This is a genomic window from Stappia sp. (assembly GCF_048268045.1).
GTDB lineage: Bacteria > Pseudomonadota > Alphaproteobacteria > Rhizobiales > Stappiaceae > Stappia.
Genome location: NZ_JBLWWG010000014.1, coordinates 69,363 through 86,170, shown reverse-complemented (window position 1 = coordinate 86,170; position 16,808 = coordinate 69,363). Strand labels below are relative to the sequence as shown.

The following is a 16,808-nucleotide window of genomic DNA, read 5'->3' as shown; positions in this document are numbered from 1 at the left end:
CAGACCCCGTCAATAACCCCGGCCATACCGGCCATACCCACCGCCAGAGTCTCCGTCAAACTGGATAAAACTTGGGGCAACGTCAGCGCCGATCGCATACTGCTGCATCTCCCGATCCTCCGGCCATTCGTCGCGGGCGACGCGCTTGATCTCCGTCAGGATTTCGGAAGGAATACCGTCAGCCATATCGGTTCTTACTCACGCGAATATCGACAGCGATACCCGAGCGATCATGGCGTTGGTGTCACTTCGAGCAAGAGATAGTGTAGCGAAGTCGTGCCATCCGCCCACTGGAACTGGTAGTCGCGCGCCAGCGTGATGGGCGGGCCGAAGTCTCCGCCAGTATTGTAAGTCAGGGTCTTTCCGGCCTGATATGTCGCCCCGTTGCGAAAGTCGAAATCGCTGGTCGCGAGGGAATACACCTCGTTGCTGACGTAGTGCAGGTGGTCGGTCGCGACGATCATGAAGCCGACATCCGCGACGTCACCGCAACTTTCAAGGCGCGCAATGTCTTTGAAGACCTCGTAGCGATTGTTGGGTTCTCGATGGTTCTTCCGCTTGAAGAATTTGAGCTCGATCGCGCATCGCCACTGTCGACCGTCATCGTCAGTGAGCCGGAACCACACATCGATGCGGCCGCGCTTGCCGCCGGCGCCCCGTAGGGGCTTTTCCAGCTCAACGGAGAAGGTCTCGCGCTCGCTGGTGATTTCGAGATCGGCAGCAGTGGCGATGATCCTGCCAAGGTGGAGTTGCAAGGTCGCTTCGCTTTCACAATGCACCCGACCGCCCGCTATCTGGCGGAAGAGGGGCGGAACCGACAGATTTACGATGGTGCGCAGGCGTTGAACGGACATAGCCTCGTCGATACTCCAGGTCGGCAAAATGTTGAGTCAGCTATTCCCATATGTTGTTCGTCGAGCAAGATATTCTATAAAGGTTCCGCTATCGAGGGAGGGCGTTGTTGGCCGAGATTTTTTTGAATGAGCAGGCAAGCGCGCCCGGCGAACCCTATTTCGCGGTCTACGTGGACCGTCCCACAGGCGCTGGGCAATCCATTGTCGCTGAACTTGAAATGGACCTGGTTGGTCCTGTCACAGCCCAGATGGCGAAGCCACGCAGGCTCAGCGGCTTCGAGCTCCCCGCCCTCGAATTGATGCATAAGGCAAAACAGCGAGCGGCCGAGCAAGGTGTGATGAAGATCCTGCTGGTTGATCCGCAGGGGCTTTTAAGCCTGGCGTGGATCAACCGCTATGATCACGGTTAAACCAATGCGTCGCCACGGCGAGGCTGGGGAGCCGCCGCGCCGTGCGTCGCGGGACTGACCTGCAGCGAACCATCCGGAGCGCCGATTTCGAGCTACCGCGCGGCGCGGTGCCGATCGAGACCCTTATGGCGATGCCCCGCGAAAGCTGGGAGCACCTGCGTACCCAGATCAATATTCGGCGTCAGGAGGCTCCGAATACGGCATTGGCGCGGTGTCGACTTTGCGAAGGCGGCGTGTTCATCCGTGCGCAGGCGGTGGATGGGGATCATGTTCCGTTTTACGCCCATTTTCCCGAGAGTCCGCCGACTTGCCCTTGGTACGATAGCGGCACCATCACGCCGGACGATGCGCGTGCCGCGCAATATCAAGGCAACCAGGAATCGGCGCTTCATCGCCAGCTCTGTCAGGTTATCGAAGCGGTGGCGAAGGCTGATCCACGATGCAAAGCGTCAGCGATCGATACCTACCTGCGTCCTGCCATCCATAGTCGTGGCCGCTTTCCAGACATTTTCCTCGATATGGGCGACTTGGGTCGCTTTGCGCTCGAAGTGCAGCTTTCCAAGCCGTTCGCACCCGAGATCGCAGCCCGGCATTTGCACTATGGGCGCGAGGGCGTGCGGCTGATCTGGATTTTTCGGCACCTCGACGAGCCGTTGCCACAAGGATTCCATGATGTCATCACGATGCAACGCGGGAATGCCTTCATCTTCGATGACGACGCGCAGGCCGCATCCGTCGTGCGCGGTACGCTCGTCATCAAATGCCTTCTTGAAGATGGCAAGGGCAGCTACCTAAAGCCGAGGCTCGTCGGTCTCGACGATCTACAGACCAGTTCGGGTAGGTCAGTTTTCCTGGAAGATCGACGCAGCGAACGGCTGGCGACCTACTGCCGTGAGGTTCGCAATCGCTGGTGGAAGGCGTTCCAGCAGGCGCAACGTGATAAGCCTGCCTCGCCGTTTTATAGCGAGAGCTTTGCCCCCGCATGGGCCTCGGTCCGCGCGCACGTTCCGGACCTATCGGCTTGGAAAGATGCGTATTGGGCTACCCATGCGGATAAGGGCCAGGCGCATCTCGCCAGCCTGTTCGCGATACTCTGTTCGATCGCGCATAGCGCCGTTCAGGACTCAGACGTCGTTTATATCACCCGCCATTCCGGGGACGGCGCTCTCCTGGCGATGCTGAATAGCAAGGTCGGCTCAACAGCCTTTGCGCCCTATGCAGACATGATCCTGCAGTTTCTGGGCGTAACCCGCGCGGCTGCCCTTGGCGAACGCGCATCGCTTCAGAGAATCGTCCGCAATGCACGGGAGACGCATGACCAAGTCACGATCGATCACCCCGTGTGGAAGGCTGTCGTTCGGCTTTTCCCCGAAGCGCTCGATGGTGTGGTACGCGCAGAATTGATCGACTTGGCGCAACTGCCACGCTGGGCGGATCCTAGCTCTGGCCCTCAGGCGCTCAGATGACAGGCCGGTGTTGGCGGCGGATCGGAGTACGGATTGCAGAGCTTTTCGCGCGATGAAGCGCGTTGCATTTCGGTCGTTCGACGGTATTTTTATTGTCGCCTCGAGGTGCATGAATCGGGTTAGACAGCCTCAAAGTCTGTCTGATAGAAGACGATATATCGCGAAGAATGCATGTCGCGAACGGTGGCCGATTTATCCTGAAATTTCCGAAGCGTAGCTTTTTGCCAGATCCCCTGACGGTATTTTTTTCGCGAAAATATTTTTTATGATTATAAATCAAATAGATGGGTTGGGCCCGAATAATCGAGTGGGAATGAGCGGTGCGGCGATCAGGAGGTTGTCGTAGTTTTGCATCCAGTCCTGCATCTCGCGGAGCGTTGGGGGAAGAGCGATCCAGTCCTGCGGCGGGTCGCATCCAACATGCGGCGGGATCTGCGTGAAGGTGTTGCAGGTCACGCAGCCGGTTTTGGCCCGATCGTGAAGTTCTCTCCCGGCATATGCCGGGTCTACGTGGACGGCGTCGCCGCAGCCTGCCGGTCCGATTGGGCGGGGGCGCAAGGGCGGGGTGTCTGGCTTGGCGCATCGTGGTCGCGCGGTTGTCCGGGGCGGTCGCGCTGCGAGGTCATCATCGCCCGCCGAGAAGCTCCGCCAGCAATGGATTGGGGAACCGGCGCTCCTGAATGATGGCGTAAAAGCTTTCCGTGACCTCGGGAACGCGCCAGTGCTCGACAAGCACGCCGGATTCCAGTTCATCGCGCACGACAATCGGGGGCACGAGGGTGACGCCCTCGCGCTCGCGGGCGAGCAGGCGCAACATCGCCATGTCGTCAACTTCCGCCAGGATGGTCGGCCTGATTCCGGCTAATTCGAGCACCCGGTCGAACGCCAGGCGGATGTCGCTGTCGAGGCTTGGCAGAAGCAGGGGCTCGTTGCGCAGGTCTTCGGGGAAGCGGAACGTGCGTTTGTCGGTCCTCGGTCGGCCGACCAGGCTGACCGGCTGCTCGTTCAGCAGGTGGTTGCGCAGCGATGAACGGGCGTCCCTGGGAGGTGCGCTGTTGGCCAGAACCACATCGACGGCGTGGGCTTCCAGTTGCGCGAGAAGGTCGCGAATGTTTCCCGAGCGCACGATAAGTTCCACGTCGGAGCGACCCACCAGCGGGCGCAGGAACTCGAGCTGGAAATTGCGAGACAGCGTTGTCAGCGCACCGACCCTGAGGGTTTGCCTGCTGTCGAGCGGTCGGCCGCGCAGGGTGCTCATCAGTTCGTCGCCGGCCTTGAACACCGTGTCGGCATAGTCGAGCGCGATACGCCCGGCTTCCGTCAGCACCAGCTTTTTGCCAATACGCTCGAAGAGCGGATGGCCCATCTGATGCTCGAGCTTCTGGATCTGAACCGATACGGCCGACTGCGACAGGTTCATCAGCGCGGCGGCGCGCGTCAGGCTTCCCTCATGCGCGACCGCCCAGAAATAGCGCAGGTGATTGAAGTTCAGGTCTCTCATATCGTTCTATTAAAACGAACGATATTGACGGAACAATGAATTTTTTCTGTTCGATCCGCTCGATTACGAATCCCCCGAACCGAAATGTGCGTCCAAGGGGGACATCGCATGCCAATCCATCTCTTGCCGTTGCTGGCGCCTGTTGCGCTGCTCGTCTGCGCCGCGGTCGGCTTTCTGAACACCGCGAACAGGCCAAGGGGCTTTGCCAGAGCGGCTGAAGCGGCGGCGCTCGTGGCGCTCGCGGCGGGACTTGCCGCGACGGTTGGGCTGATCTTTTTCGGCCCCGGCGTCAGTCCGCTCGTCGGGATCCAGGGCGTCGGTCTGTCGGTTCGGCTGGACGCGGTCAGCGCGGTGATGCTGGTCCTCGTCACGTTCATCGGCTGGATCGTCATCCGCTATGCCGGAACCTACCTGGACGGGGAGGCCCGGCAGGGGCCCTTCACCGGATGGCTCTGCGCGACGCTCGCCGCGGTGCTGCTGCTCGTCACCGCCGGCAATCTCCTGCAACTGGTTCTCGCCTGGATCGCCACCAGCGTGTTCCTCCACCGGTTGCTGCTGTTCTACCCCGGTCGCGTCAGCGCGCAGCGCGCCGCGCGCAAGAAGTTCATCACCGCGCGGCTCGGCGACGTGGCGTTGCTGGGTGCTGCCGGGTTTCTCTTCGCCGCCTATGACACGCTCGACATCGGAGCGATCCTTGGAGAGGCGCGGACGGGGCAGGGCGGTGCTCTCGCCGTTGTGGCGGCTGGCCTGCTGGCGCTCGCGGCCTGTCTCAAGTCGGCACAATTTCCGACCCACGGCTGGCTGACGGAGGTAATGGAGACGCCGACGCCGGTTTCGGCGCTCCTCCACGCCGGGGTGATCAACGGGGGTGGGTTCCTGCTGGTACGCTTCGCCGACGTCATGCTGCTGGCCCCCGGCGTTCTTGCTGTCCTGGTGCTGGTCGGCGGGTTCACCGCGCTGTTCGGCAGCCTCGTGATGCTGACCCAGCCGGCGGTTAAGACCTCGCTTGCCTGGTCCACCGTCGCGCAGATGGGGTTCATGGTCCTTGAGTGTGGGCTGGGGCTCTTCCCTCTGGCGCTGCTGCACATCGTGGCGCATTCGCTCTACAAGGCGCATTCCTTCCTCGCCTCCGGCGGGGCGGTGGAGCGGGTCGCGGCGGTCGCCAGACCCGGCCCGATCGCCGTGCCGGGGAGCGGAGCCGTGGCATCGGCCTTTCTGTCGGCGCTCGCCATCTATGTGCTGGTGGGCACCGGGTTTGGCCTGACGCACAAATCTCCGCAGGCCGTGGCGCTCGGCGCCATCCTGATCTTCGGCGTCGCCTACATGCTCGCGCAAGGCCTTGCCGATGCAGCGCCAAGGGCTCTGACCCGCCGCACGGTCTTCTATGCGGTGGCGACCTCCATCGGCTATTTCGCGCTCCAGACGGGGGCGACATCGCTGACCGCCGGCATTTTGCCGGCCACGCCCGCGCCTGGGCCGCTGGAATGGGCGCTGATCGTGCTTGCGGTCGTCAGCTTCGGCCTCATCGCGATCGTGCAAGCCATGTTCCCGCTGTGGGCCTACCACCCCGCCGCCGCCGGTCTGCGCGTGCATCTGTCGAATGGCTTCTACCTCAACGCCGTCTTCGACCGGCTCATTGGCGGCTGGTCCGTCCGCAGCCCGTCCTGAACAATCCGGAGCCCTGACCATGTCACAATCGCAATCCGCATCGAAGCCCGACACGCAGCTCATCGAAGCCGCCGCCGGCGCCGCGGCCCGGTCCATTCCGCCGCTCTGGCCGTTGGCGTCGAGCGTCGCGGTCAATCCCTTTCTGGGGCAAACGGGAGAGAACCTGGCGGAAGCCGGCGCGCGGCTGGCGCGGGTGGCGGGCGCCACCGTCACGATGCCGCGGCACTGGTATGCGCGGCAGATCGCCGCCGGGGTGATTTCCGAGGCCGATCTTGCCGATGCCTGGGCCGCTGCATCGGTGCAGCTTAGGCCCGCCAGTCCCGCCGATCTGAAGGCGGAGGCGAACAGGCATGTCGCGCCGCCGCGCGCACTGCCGACGGTTGCCGATCTGGCGGCGCAGGTGTCCGGCATCGATTGGCCAGGCGTGATCGCAGAGCGGATCGGCGCCTGGGCGGCCGGATATTTCGACGAGGGACAGGCGCTGTGGGCGGCACCGCGCGGCCGCAGCGCCTATGCCGCCTGGCGGGCCGTCGCCACCCACGACCTGACCCCCGAGATTGCCGGATTGACCGGCTTCGCGCGCCATGTCTCCGAGACACCCGACAGTGCCGCCGCCGCCATCGCCCGGGCTGCCGGGAGGCTGGGCATCGGCGGCGAAGCGCTGGAGACCTATTTCCATCAGATGCTGGCGACGCTGGGCGGTTGGGCGCAATACGCCCGCTACAAGCTGTGGAAGGCGGACCTGGCGGGCGCGCGCGACCACACGATCACGGATCTCCTCGCGATCCGGCTGATCTGGGAGGAGGCCCTGTTCCTGCATCATGGCGAGCGGTTGGCGCAGAGCTGGGCGGACGTTTGCGCGCGGCACGCCGAGCCAGTCGCTCCGACGGCCGATCTTGTCACCGACGCGATCCTTCAGGAGGCGGCCGAACGCGCGGCGCAGCGGTCTCTGGCGGCAACGCTTGCCAAGCCATCGCAGCAGCCGGTCGGTGATCGCCCGGCGCTACAGGCCGCGTTCTGCATCGACGTTCGCTCGGAGGTGTTTCGCCGCGCACTGGAAAGCGTGAATCCCTCAATCCGGACACTCGGCTTCGCGGGCTTTTTTGGCCTGACCACGGCGCATCGGCGGTTCGCCTCGGATGTTGAGGAGCTGCGGTTGCCCGTGTTGCTCAACCCGGCCCTCACGTCTCGCTCCGGCGCACCCGACATCATGGCCGCTGACCGGGCCGCCCGGTACAAGGCGCGGGCCAGGCGCGCCTGGGGGCGCTTTAAGCTCGCGGCCGTTTCCTCGTTCGCCTTTGTCGAGGCGACGGGACCGGTCTATGTCGGCAAACTGCTCGGCGATGCGTTGGGTCAGCACGCGGCGTCCGCGCAGAACGATCCGGCGCCGCGGCTCGACCCCGTACCCGATCTTGCCGAGCGGACCAATGCAGCCGAGACGGTGCTTCGGGCTATGTCATTGACCGGCGGCTTCGCACGGGTGGTCCTGCTGGCGGGGCACGGCGCCAGTGTCGTCAACAATCCGCACGCCAGCGGTCTTCATTGCGGGGCATGCGGGGGCTACTCGGGCGAGGTCAACGCGCGGCTGCTGGCGGCGCTTCTGAACGATCCGGATGTCAGGGCGGGGCTTGCCGCGAAAGGCATCGAGATACCGCTGGACACGCTGTTCCTTGCCGGCCTGCACGATACGACAACGGACCGGATGACGCTCTATGTCGAGGATCATCCCTCGGACGACCACAAGCGGGATATCGACGAGCTGAAGAGCTGGTTGGCGGCCGCCGGCCGGATCGCGCGGACCGAGCGGGCGGTGCGGCTGCCGCGCGCAGCGGGAGAAGCGCAGATCGCGCGGCGCAGCCGCGACTGGGCCGAGACGCGGCCGGAATGGGCGCTGGCGGGATGCAAGGCGTTCATCGCCGCACCGAGAGCACGCACGGCGGGCAAGAGCCTGGAGGGCCGCGCCTTCCTGCATGACTACGACTGGACGCAGGACCAAGACTTCCGCGTGCTCGAACTGATCCTGACCGCGCCGGCGGTCGTTGCGAGCTGGATCAGCCTGCAATATTACGGATCCACAGTGGCGCCTGACGTGTTTGGTGGAGGCAACAAGCTCCTGCACAATGTCACCGGCGGGATCGGTGTCGTCGAGGGCAATGGCGGTCTGTTGCGGGCCGGGCTTCCCTGGCAATCGGTTCATGACGGTGAGCAGTACGCGCATGACCCGTTGCGGCTGTCGGTCTGCATCGAAGCGCCGCGGCAGGCGATGGCGGATGTGCTGAGCCGTCATGAGCAGGTGCGCGCCCTGTTCGACAATCGCTGGATGCACCTTTTCGCCCTAGGTGAGGACGGCGGCATGGACTGGCGTTACGCCGGGGGGCTCAACTGGACGTCGATGCACGAAGCCGATGCCGCACCTGCGAAGCAGAGGCTCGAGCTTGCCGTCTGAGGGGGCGCCAGACGCCCGCAGTGTCGACACCGCGGGCGTTTGCCATTCGGCGATGCCACACGAGGGACAGCCGTGCCGTTTCGCACATGCCTTAAGACTGGTATCGGCCGGGCCGGCGTTTCGTGGCCTTTGCAGCAGGGCGACGTTGCGCAAAGAGGTCGCAATCCAAATGAAAGCAGCACCCAAATGACGACAGTGCCATGAGCCATGAGCCTTTGCCCCGTATCGATCTGCGTCTGCTGCGCCAATTCGTTGCCGTCGCCGAGGAGCTGCATTTCAGGCGTGCGGCCGAGCGGCTTGGCATGTCGCAACCGCCGTTGACCGCCGCCATCCGGCGGTTGGAGGAGGAAATCGGGGCGACTCTGATCGATCGCAATCGCAAGACAATCAAGCTGACTGCCGCCGGCAGTGTGCTGCTGGAGCAGGCGCGCCACCTCCTGAGCGTGGTTGGGGGCGCGCTGGCGGCAACGCGCGATGCGGCGGCGGGAAAGCGGGGGCGTGTACGGCTGGGATACGTTGGCAGTGCGATGTATGGCCGCCTGCCGGCGGCCCTTCGAGACTTCCGGCGACAGCGGCCCGACGTTCGCGTCGAACTACGGGAGATGACGACCGCCGCGCAAATTGCGGCACTTCGTTCAAACGACCTTGACCTTGCGATCGCAATTCCACCGCTCGGTGACGCAGGAGGAGTTCGCGCTGTGCCGTTCGATACGGATCGCCTCGCAATGGCGTTGCCGATGGCGCACCGTCTGGCCGCTGCTCGGGAGTTTGAAATTGGCGATTTCGCCGCCGAGCCCTTTGTGTCCTGGCCCCGCGAGCAGGGCGCGGGGTTCTTCGACCGCGCGATGCGGCTGTGCGCCGTCGCCGGTTTTGCCCCCGACGTCGTGCAGGAAGCTCATGGCATGCATGCCGTTTTGTCTCTCGTCGCGGTCGAAGTCGGTGTTGCCATCGTGCCGGCCAGCATGGCCTCGATCCGCCCGGAGGAGATCGCGTATCGCCAGATAGCGGATGAAGCGGCGCGGTTTTCACTCATGCTGTGCCGCCGCGCGGGGGAGCCCGATCCCGCGACCACTGAACTGGAGACGGCGCTGCTGATCTAAGCCCACGCCTATCACGGCGTCATGTCATCGGTATTGGATCGAGGCACCGGTCGATTTCATTCTGATCGGCAGGAGGTGCTCGATGATCGACTTTTCAAATCGTGTGGCGCTTGTCACCGGGGCTGGGCGCGGGCTCGGCTTCGCCTATGCAATGGGGCTGGCCGAACGTGGCGCGACCGTCATTGTTCAGGACAGCGGGACGGATACGGCTGGCCAGGGCGGCGATCCGACGGTTGCCGAGGCTGCAGCGGCAAGGATCCTTGCGGCCGGAGGCAAGGCCTTCGCCGCGTCGGGCGCGATTGCCTCGCGGGAAGACTGCGCCGCGCTGGTCGGCGGGATTGTCGTCGATCACGGACGGCTTGACGTGCTGATCCACAATGCTGGATGGGTCGGCTATCAGGCAATCGAGGCGCTGAGGCCGGACTTCCTGGACCGCATGATGGGGCTCGGTGTCGAAACACCGTTGTGGCTCGCGCAGGCGGCCTGGCCCGCCATGCGCCGTCAAGGATACGGACGCATCCTGCTTACAACGTCGGACCGCGCCATCTACCCCGAACACGCCCAGGAGGGGCTTGTCGCCTATGCGGCGGCGAAGATGGCAACCATTGGTATCGTCAACATTCTGGCGCGTGAGGGACGGGAGCACGGGATAGCGGTCAATGCCATATCGCCGGTGGCCAAGACGCGCATGTGGGGCGTCGAGGGGGAAGCGGACGAGCTGCGGCCAGACGCGGTTGTGCCGGGTGCGCTGTATCTGGTTGCGCCCGTGTGCGACGCCAGTGGCTGGGTCCTGCGGGCGTCCAATGGACAGTTCGTCGCCACCAGGGCCGTGGAGGCGGCCGAGGTCGCCTATCCGCGTGATCTTGCGGCCACATCGGCCGGGACGGTCGAGGACGTTGCCGCGCTTTGGCGGCGGATTGCGGTTGATGTGAAAGAGGCGCGCGCATCGGTGGAAGACACCGTCTAGGCCGCGTTCGCAGGCGCTGCGGTTCTGGGCGTTTCCTCGTTCCTGGGAAGAACACCAGGGATGCCTGCTCTGGCTGGACACCAATGGGCACGCGCTCAACCGGCCGCCCCACCTTGGTCATGTCGGACAATTCCGGCAGCGTCCGCCTTTCGGGGGTGGGGGGGGGCGGCCGGGCACTTCATATTCTGCGGACGGAGTTGCCGCTGGAGATGATGCGGTTGATCAGCGCTGCAACCGCCTTGTGCTTTTCGAGCTCCTCCTCCGATCCGCTGGCGTTCTCATGTGTGGCTGCGGCGTCGCGCACGATGCCCATGATCTCGCTTTCAGGCAGGACCCTTGCATCGTTGAGCGCAAGAAGAAGGGACTCGCAAAGAGTGAGCGCCGCTATTCCGGAATAGATGTCCTGTTCCGACATGCTTTGGTCGCCTTCCGGGCTTGACCGCCTGTTTGGATTTTCCAATCAGTGCGCAATGCAGGATTTCAAGTATTCTGTGACAGCGAGCTGATCGACATCAGTCGACGGTTGTATTTTAGTGATATCAATTCGGCTGGTCTTGAAGGTTGGTGCGCATTTGAAAAACACACCGTTGGCCCGAAAACTGGGTGCGTTTGTTGCGTTGTCGGCGCATGAGCTCTCTGTTCTGGAAACGCTGTACGAGCGCCGTCGTATCTTTGCCGCCGGGCGCGATATCGTCCACCAGGGGCAGGGGGGGCAGTCCGCCTATATCCTGACCTCGGGCTGGGCCTTCTCCTACAAGCTCCTGCGCGATGGACAGCGGCAGATTGTCGACTTCCAGATCCCGGGCGATTTCCTGGGGCTGCGGAGCGTGCTGCTGCAGATGTCGGATCAAAGCGTCGAACCGGTTACCGACATCGAGGTGACGGAGGTGCTTGCGTCCGATCTTATGGAGGCGTTCGCCTATACTCCCCGGCTCGCCACGGCGGTTCTATGGGCCGCATCCCGCGACGAGGCGATGGTCGTCGAGCATCTGGTCGACATCGGCCGGCGCAATGCGGCTGAACGCATGGCGCATTTTCTGCTGGAACTGGGAGCCAGGCTTTCCCTCGTCGGCATGGGGAACAAGGCGGGATATGCCTGTCCCCTGACGCAATACCTTATGGCCGACGCGCTTGGGCTCAGCGCCGTTCACGTCAATCGGGTGCTGCGACAGATGCGCGAACAGGGAATGGTCACCTTTCGCGATGGCTTCGTTTCTTTCGACGACTACGAGCGGCTGGCCGAGTTTGCGGAGTTCGATCCGGCCTACCTCGATCAGGTCGGACCGCTGCTCGCCTGACGTAAGCCGAGGCCCGGCCCGATACGTTGCATCGGGCCGGACCTCGGGCTGCGCATTCACTTGCCGTCGATGGAAATGCCGCTCTCGTTGATCTTGATGTCGATGCCGCTTTGCCGCTCCTGATAATACATGTAGCTGGCCCCGACGGCCAAAACCGCGAGCGCTCCAATCAGGATCAGAAGAAAGTTCCGGTTCATCATCTTGTTCCTTGCTGGCTTGCGAAGCTTAGGGCTGCCGCGAGCCTTGGCATCCTGTCGCGGGCGCACATCCACTCACCGTGCCTTGCACCGATTGTGGAGGACCACCCGGTCACCATGACCGGTGACCCGGCGTTCCTGTCACATCCATGCGCCGCAGTCATCACCTTGTGTCGACGTGGGTGTTCAAATCCTCGGCCGGTCGTGTATCAGAGGCTTGCTTCCGCGCCTGGCTGGATCCGTGTTCCGGCGCGTCCCTCGAGGATGTCGCGGGCATCCGTCAGGCGGCCAATGCCGGCAAGCTTGCCGCAGGCCCTGACGAAGGCCGATGCCGCGCCGACCTTGGGCGCCATCGAGCCCGGCGCCAGTTCGAGCCCGTCCAGCTCGTCCGGTGTGATCCAGCCGATCTCGCGCTGGGCAGGGCCGCCGAAGTCCCGAAAGACGGCGGTCACATCGGTCAACAGCAACAGGGCTTCCGCTTTGAGCCCCAGGGCCAGCAGGGTGGCCGTTCGATCCTTGTCGATCACGGCCTCCACGCCCTCCATCTCGCCGGCCGCATTTCGCACAACCGGAATGCCACCGCCGCCGGCGCAGATCACCGTATGGTTCGCGTCAAGAAGCACCTCGATGGCCTGGAGCCCGAGGATCCTCCTGGGTATGGGGGAGGGAACCACGCGGCGTTGACCGCCGGACGCCTCGGTTACCAGCGCCCATCCATGGTCGCTTGCCGCCTTGGCTGCCTCGCTCGCCCCGTAGACCGGGCCGATGGGCTTGCTCGGCGCCTCGAAGGCGGGATCGTCCGGATCCACCTCGACCCGGCTGAGCAAGGTGGCGCAATGCGATCCCTCGGGCAGGGCGTTCATCAGCTCCTGTTCGATGAGATAACCGATCATGCCTTCGGTCTCCGCGCCCAGCACGTCCAGCGGCCAGGGTTTGCCCGGATCGAAGGCCGCCCCCTGGAGGGCCAGAAGGCCGACCTGGGGGCCGTTGCCATGCGCCACGACGATCTGGTGATCACGCGCCAGGTCGGCGAGCGCGACCGCCGCCGCACGCACGTTTTCAAGTTGCGCGGCGGCGGTCATCGGTTGACCGCGCTGGAGAAGCGCGTTCCCGCCAAGGGCGACCACAACGCGCATGTCAGGCTCCCATCGTGGCGACCAGAACGGCCTTGATGGTGTGCATCCGGTTCTCGGCCTGATCGAAGACCACAGAGGCGGGGCTTTCGAACACCTCCTCCGTCACTTCCATGCAGTCGATGCCGAATTTTTCGAAGGTGGCTTGGCCCACTTCGGTGTCGCGGTTGTGGAATGCGGGCAGGCAGTGGAGGAACTTGGTGTACGGATTTCCGGTTTTTTCCATGACCGCCCTTGTGACGCGGTAGGGCGACAACAGCGCGATCCGCTCTTCCCAGACATCGTCGGGCTCGCCCATGGAAACCCAGACATCGGTGTAGATGAAATCCGCCCCTTCCAGCCCTTCGGCGTGCTTCTCGGTCAAGGTGATGCGGGCGCCCGAGGTTTCGGCGATGGCTCTGCACCTCGCGACAAGCTCAGGGGCGGGCCAGCACGCCTGCGGACCGCAAAGCCGCACGTCCATGCCGATCATCGCCGCGCCGACCATCAGTGACGCGCCCGTATTGTTGCCCGCATCGCCCATGAAGCAGACCGAGATATCGGAAAGATGCTTGTGGGTGAATTCGCGCATGGTCATCAGATCCGCGAGGATCTGCGTGGGGTGGAAATCGTCCGTCAGACCGTTGAAAACCGGGACGCCTGAGCAGTCCGCCAGCACCCGCGCATCGCTTTGGGCGAAGCCGCGATACTCGATCCCGTCATAGAAGCGACCAAGCACGCGGGCGGTGTCCTTCATCGACTCCTTATGACCGATGTGGCTTCCCGAGGGGCCCAGATAGGTGACATGCGCGCCCTGGTCATGGGCGGCAACCTCGAACCCGCTGCGGGTCCGTGTGCTGTCCTTCTCGAAGATCAGCGCGATGTTCTTGCCGCTGAGATGCGGCACTTCATAGCCGCCGGCCTTGGCGGCCTTGAGGATCGCCGCCAGCTTGAGCAGATGACGGATCTCGTCGGGAGAGAAATCGAGCAGCGTCAGGAAACTGCGTCCGCGCAGGTTCTGTGGCATGGGGCACTCCTTAGATGGGATCGCGGATCAGCGGGCAGGTCATGCAATGCGACCCGCCGCGTCCGCGACCGAGTTCCGAACCGGGGATGGTGATGACCTCGACGCCCGCCTTGCGCAGCAGGGTGTTGGAATAGACGTTGCGCTCGTATCCGACGACGACGCCGGGTTCGAGGCACAGAAGATTGTTGGCGTCGTCCCACTGCTCGCGGGCGCTCTCGTAGGAATCGCCGCCGGTGGGGACGGTGCGCAGCATCTTCAGGCCGAGAGCGTGCGCCACAACCTCCAGGAACGGCTTCGTCTCGGCCTCGACGTCGACGTCCGTGTCCTTTCCCGGGCGCAGGCTGTAGCAGCGGATGGCATCGGTCACCTCGGTGAAGACGGTAACCAGGTCGCGGTCGCAGAAGGTGAAGACGGTGTCGAGGTGCATGGAGCTGCGGGCACGGGGGAATTGGCAGGCGATCACCCGCGTGGCGCCACCGTTGGCAAACAGCCCGCGGGCGATCTGTCCAACCGCCTGTGGCGTGGTGCGTTCGCCCATGCCGATCAGGACACATCCGCCGCCGATGGGCATGACGTCGCCGCCTTCGGCTGTCGCCGGTCCATGGTCCTGCATCGGGTCGCCCCACCAGACCGGGAAGTCTGCATTCCTGAAATCTGGATGGAACCGGTAGATCGCGGCAAGGTTCAGTGTCTCCAGGCGCCTTGCGGGCCAGTGCATCGGGTTGAGCGTGACGCCGCCGTAGATCCAGCAGGTGGTGTCGCGCGTGAAGATGTGATTGGGCAGGGGAGGCAGAATGAAATCCGCAGGCTCCAGCATCGGGGCCAGCACGCCCTTTGCGGGGATCGGCAGTTCCGCCCGGCTCATGCCGCCGATCAGGATGGTCGAGAGCAAGCCGGCGTCGATTTCCATCAGATGCGCCAGCAGGTCGTCGGCGAGGCCGACGCCGACGGCATCGTCGCTGATCCGCGCCTCGAGCAGCCAGCGGCGCGCCTCCATGTCGACCAGTGTCTCGGCCAGCATTTGCCGCAGGAAAACGACCTCGACGCCGCGATTGCGCATCGCATCGACAAAGGTCATGTGCTCGATCCGCGCCCGCTTGACCCAGATGACATCGTCGAACAGCAGCTCCGCGCAGTTGGCGGGCGTCAGCCGCGCCATGGCGGCACCGGGCTTGTGAACGAGAACGCGGCGCAGCTTGCCCGCTTCGGAATGAACGCCATAGGTCAAGGTCATGTCGAAGGGCCTCCCAGAAGCACGCCGAGGCTAAGGGCGGCCATGATGATGACGGTGAGCATGAGCAGCACCGGCCAGACAAAGAGCAGCCAACGCTCGTAGGGAACGCGGGCGATTGCGAGCCCGCCCATGACGACGGCGGAGGTCGGTGTGATCAGGTTCACGACCCCTTCCGCCGACTGAAACGCCGTGACGACAAGGCTGCGCGACACGCCGGCAAAGTCGCCCACGGGCGCCAGGATCGGCATCGACAGAACGGCAAGGCCGGAGGTCGAGGGAACCAGGAACGACAACGCCACCTGGATCCAGTACATGGCATTGATAAAGACGATGTGGCTCAGGCCCGTTACGGTTCCTTCGGCCCAGTGCAGGATCGTGTCGGTGATGTGGCCCGCGTCCATCACCACGACGATGCCACGCGCCAGACCGATGATCAGCGCCACGCCCAGAAGGTCGCGCGCGCCGCCGACGAAGGCCTCCACCAGTCCCTTTTCCCCCAGCCGCGCGACGATGCCGATGCCGATGCCCGCGATCATGAACAGGCCGCTCATCTGGGCCATCCACCAGCCCCCGAGGGAGACGCCCCAGATCATCACGGCAAACGTCGCCCCGAAAAGCAGCAGGACGATTTTGTGCAGGCGGGTGAATTCTGTCGCGTCCGTTTCCTTCGCGCTGCGAAAGTAGGCCTCGTTCTCGGCCTTGCGGTCGAACACCAGCGAGCGCGACGGGTCGGCCTTGACCCGTTCGGCGTAGCGCATGACGTAGGCCACGGTTGCCACGAAGGTCAGCGCGAGGATGACGAGCCGCAGCGCCAGCCCGTCGGTGAAGGGCACGCCCGCCGCATTCGAGGCGATGACCGTCGAAAACGCATTGACGGTCGAGCCGAGCACGCCGACGCCCGCGCCCAGCAGAACCACAGCCGCGGCGGTGAGAGCATCATAGCCGGCGGCGATCATCACCGGCGTCAGCAGAACGTAGAAGGCCAGCGTTTCTTCGGCCATGCCCTCGGTCGTTCCTCCCAGGGCAAACAGCGCCATGAGGATCGGGATCATCCATTTTTCCCGCCCCTTCAGCCGTGTCATGGCGCGCTTGATTCCGGCATCGATCGCGCCGGTGGACGTCACCACGCCGATGAAGCCGCCGATCATCAGGACGAAGAGCGCGACGTCGATGGCATTGGCCGCGTAGCTGACGGGATTGTAGAAGCCGGCGATCGGGGCAAGGATGATGTCGAACACGCCCTGAGGATTGGCCTCGGTGGGCGCGTAGGTTCCGGCGACGGGAATTTCCTTGCCAAGCGTTGCCGATGCCTGACGTTCGTACTGGCCGGCGGGAATGATCCAGGTCATCGCGGCGACGATCACGATCAGCGCGAAGAGGATCGTATAGGCCGAGGGAAACCGGAATCTGGCTTGTCGTTCAGGTTTTTTCGCAACGGGCGTTGTCATGGTTCCCCCCTTTTCGGCGCGAATGGCGAAAGCCGGTGCGCCGGATACAGCGAGCCTAGGTGCGGATCGACGGGGGCGAG

General features: G+C 64.1%; 16 protein-coding genes. 7 read left to right on the top strand and 9 right to left on the bottom strand.

The annotated features are described in order from the left end of the window. Positions 1-9: 9 nt before the first annotated feature. A complete protein-coding gene (locus ACN0WF_RS18265) occupies positions 10-186 on the bottom strand; it encodes a hypothetical protein (RefSeq protein ID WP_417774192.1) in 177 nt (58 codons plus the stop codon). 44 nt (positions 187-230) lie between these two features. Beyond that, positions 231-854: a hypothetical protein gene (locus ACN0WF_RS18260; protein WP_417774191.1), complete on the bottom strand. Its 624-nt coding sequence runs from the start codon at positions 852-854 to the stop codon at positions 231-233. A 107-nt stretch (positions 855-961) separates the two neighbouring features. On the opposite strand from ACN0WF_RS18260, the gene ACN0WF_RS18255 reads away from it, so the two are divergent. Further along, the gene (locus ACN0WF_RS18255) at positions 962-1,264 is read left to right on the top strand and encodes a hypothetical protein (RefSeq protein WP_417774190.1); all 303 of its coding nucleotides are present in this window, start codon (positions 962-964) and stop codon (positions 1,262-1,264) included. A gap of 41 nt (positions 1,265-1,305) precedes the next feature. After that, positions 1,306-2,730 (top strand): hypothetical protein, encoded by a 1,425-nt coding sequence (locus tag ACN0WF_RS18250; protein ID WP_417774189.1) that lies wholly within the window; start codon positions 1,306-1,308, stop codon positions 2,728-2,730. Positions 2,731-3,355: 625 nt separating this feature from the next. On the opposite strand, the gene ACN0WF_RS18245 is transcribed toward ACN0WF_RS18250, so the two are convergent. Beyond that, positions 3,356-4,231 carry a LysR family transcriptional regulator gene (locus ACN0WF_RS18245; RefSeq protein WP_417774188.1) on the bottom strand — a complete coding sequence of 292 codons (876 nt, stop codon included), beginning with the start codon at positions 4,229-4,231 and terminating at the stop codon, positions 3,356-3,358. Positions 4,232-4,339: 108 nt separating this feature from the next. On the opposite strand from ACN0WF_RS18245, the gene ACN0WF_RS18240 reads away from it, so the two are divergent. The 4 genes from ACN0WF_RS18240 (at position 4,340) to ACN0WF_RS18225 (ending at position 10,412) form a co-directional block, all read left to right on the top strand. Next, positions 4,340-5,899 carry an NADH-quinone oxidoreductase subunit L gene (locus tag ACN0WF_RS18240; protein WP_417774187.1) on the top strand — a complete coding sequence of 520 codons (1,560 nt, stop codon included), beginning with the start codon at positions 4,340-4,342 and terminating at the stop codon, positions 5,897-5,899. Positions 5,900-5,918: 19 nt separating this feature from the next. After that, positions 5,919-8,345: a YbcC family protein gene (locus ACN0WF_RS18235; protein WP_417774198.1), complete on the top strand. Its 2,427-nt coding sequence runs from the start codon at positions 5,919-5,921 to the stop codon at positions 8,343-8,345. A 200-nt stretch (positions 8,346-8,545) separates the two neighbouring features. Beyond that, positions 8,546-9,445, top strand: coding sequence for a LysR family transcriptional regulator (locus ACN0WF_RS18230; protein ID WP_417774186.1), 900 nt, complete (start codon positions 8,546-8,548; stop codon positions 9,443-9,445). Positions 9,446-9,527: 82 nt separating this feature from the next. Continuing rightward, positions 9,528-10,412 (top strand): SDR family NAD(P)-dependent oxidoreductase, encoded by an 885-nt coding sequence (locus ACN0WF_RS18225; RefSeq protein ID WP_417774185.1) that lies wholly within the window; start codon positions 9,528-9,530, stop codon positions 10,410-10,412. Between the two features lie 178 nt (positions 10,413-10,590). On the opposite strand, the gene ACN0WF_RS18220 is transcribed toward ACN0WF_RS18225, so the two are convergent. Further along, positions 10,591-10,827: a hypothetical protein gene (locus ACN0WF_RS18220; protein ID WP_417774184.1), complete on the bottom strand. Its 237-nt coding sequence runs from the start codon at positions 10,825-10,827 to the stop codon at positions 10,591-10,593. A 172-nt stretch (positions 10,828-10,999) separates the two neighbouring features. On the opposite strand from ACN0WF_RS18220, the gene ACN0WF_RS18215 reads away from it, so the two are divergent. Continuing rightward, a complete protein-coding gene (locus ACN0WF_RS18215) occupies positions 11,000-11,710 on the top strand; it encodes a Crp/Fnr family transcriptional regulator (protein ID WP_417774183.1) in 711 nt (236 codons plus the stop codon). A gap of 56 nt (positions 11,711-11,766) precedes the next feature. On the opposite strand, the gene ACN0WF_RS18210 is transcribed toward ACN0WF_RS18215, so the two are convergent. The 5 genes from ACN0WF_RS18210 to ACN0WF_RS18190 all read right to left on the bottom strand — a co-directional run bounded on the left by ACN0WF_RS18210 (position 11,767) and on the right by ACN0WF_RS18190 (position 16,728). Then, positions 11,767-11,907, bottom strand: coding sequence for a hypothetical protein (locus ACN0WF_RS18210; protein WP_417774182.1), 141 nt, complete (start codon positions 11,905-11,907; stop codon positions 11,767-11,769). Between the two features lie 209 nt (positions 11,908-12,116). After that, the gene (locus ACN0WF_RS18205; protein ID WP_417774181.1) at positions 12,117-13,043 is read right to left on the bottom strand and encodes a carbamate kinase; all 927 of its coding nucleotides are present in this window, start codon (positions 13,041-13,043) and stop codon (positions 12,117-12,119) included. Position 13,044: 1 nt separating this feature from the next. Further along, positions 13,045-14,046 carry an ornithine carbamoyltransferase gene (gene argF, locus ACN0WF_RS18200; RefSeq protein ID WP_417774180.1) on the bottom strand — a complete coding sequence of 334 codons (1,002 nt, stop codon included), beginning with the start codon at positions 14,044-14,046 and terminating at the stop codon, positions 13,045-13,047. A 10-nt stretch (positions 14,047-14,056) separates the two neighbouring features. Then, a complete protein-coding gene (locus tag ACN0WF_RS18195) occupies positions 14,057-15,280 on the bottom strand; it encodes an arginine deiminase (RefSeq protein ID WP_417774179.1) in 1,224 nt (407 codons plus the stop codon). Continuing rightward, a complete protein-coding gene (locus ACN0WF_RS18190) occupies positions 15,277-16,728 on the bottom strand; it encodes a YfcC family protein (RefSeq protein ID WP_417774178.1) in 1,452 nt (483 codons plus the stop codon). The genes ACN0WF_RS18195 and ACN0WF_RS18190 overlap by 4 nt, the downstream gene beginning before the upstream one ends. Between the last annotated feature and the right edge of the window lie 80 nt (positions 16,729-16,808).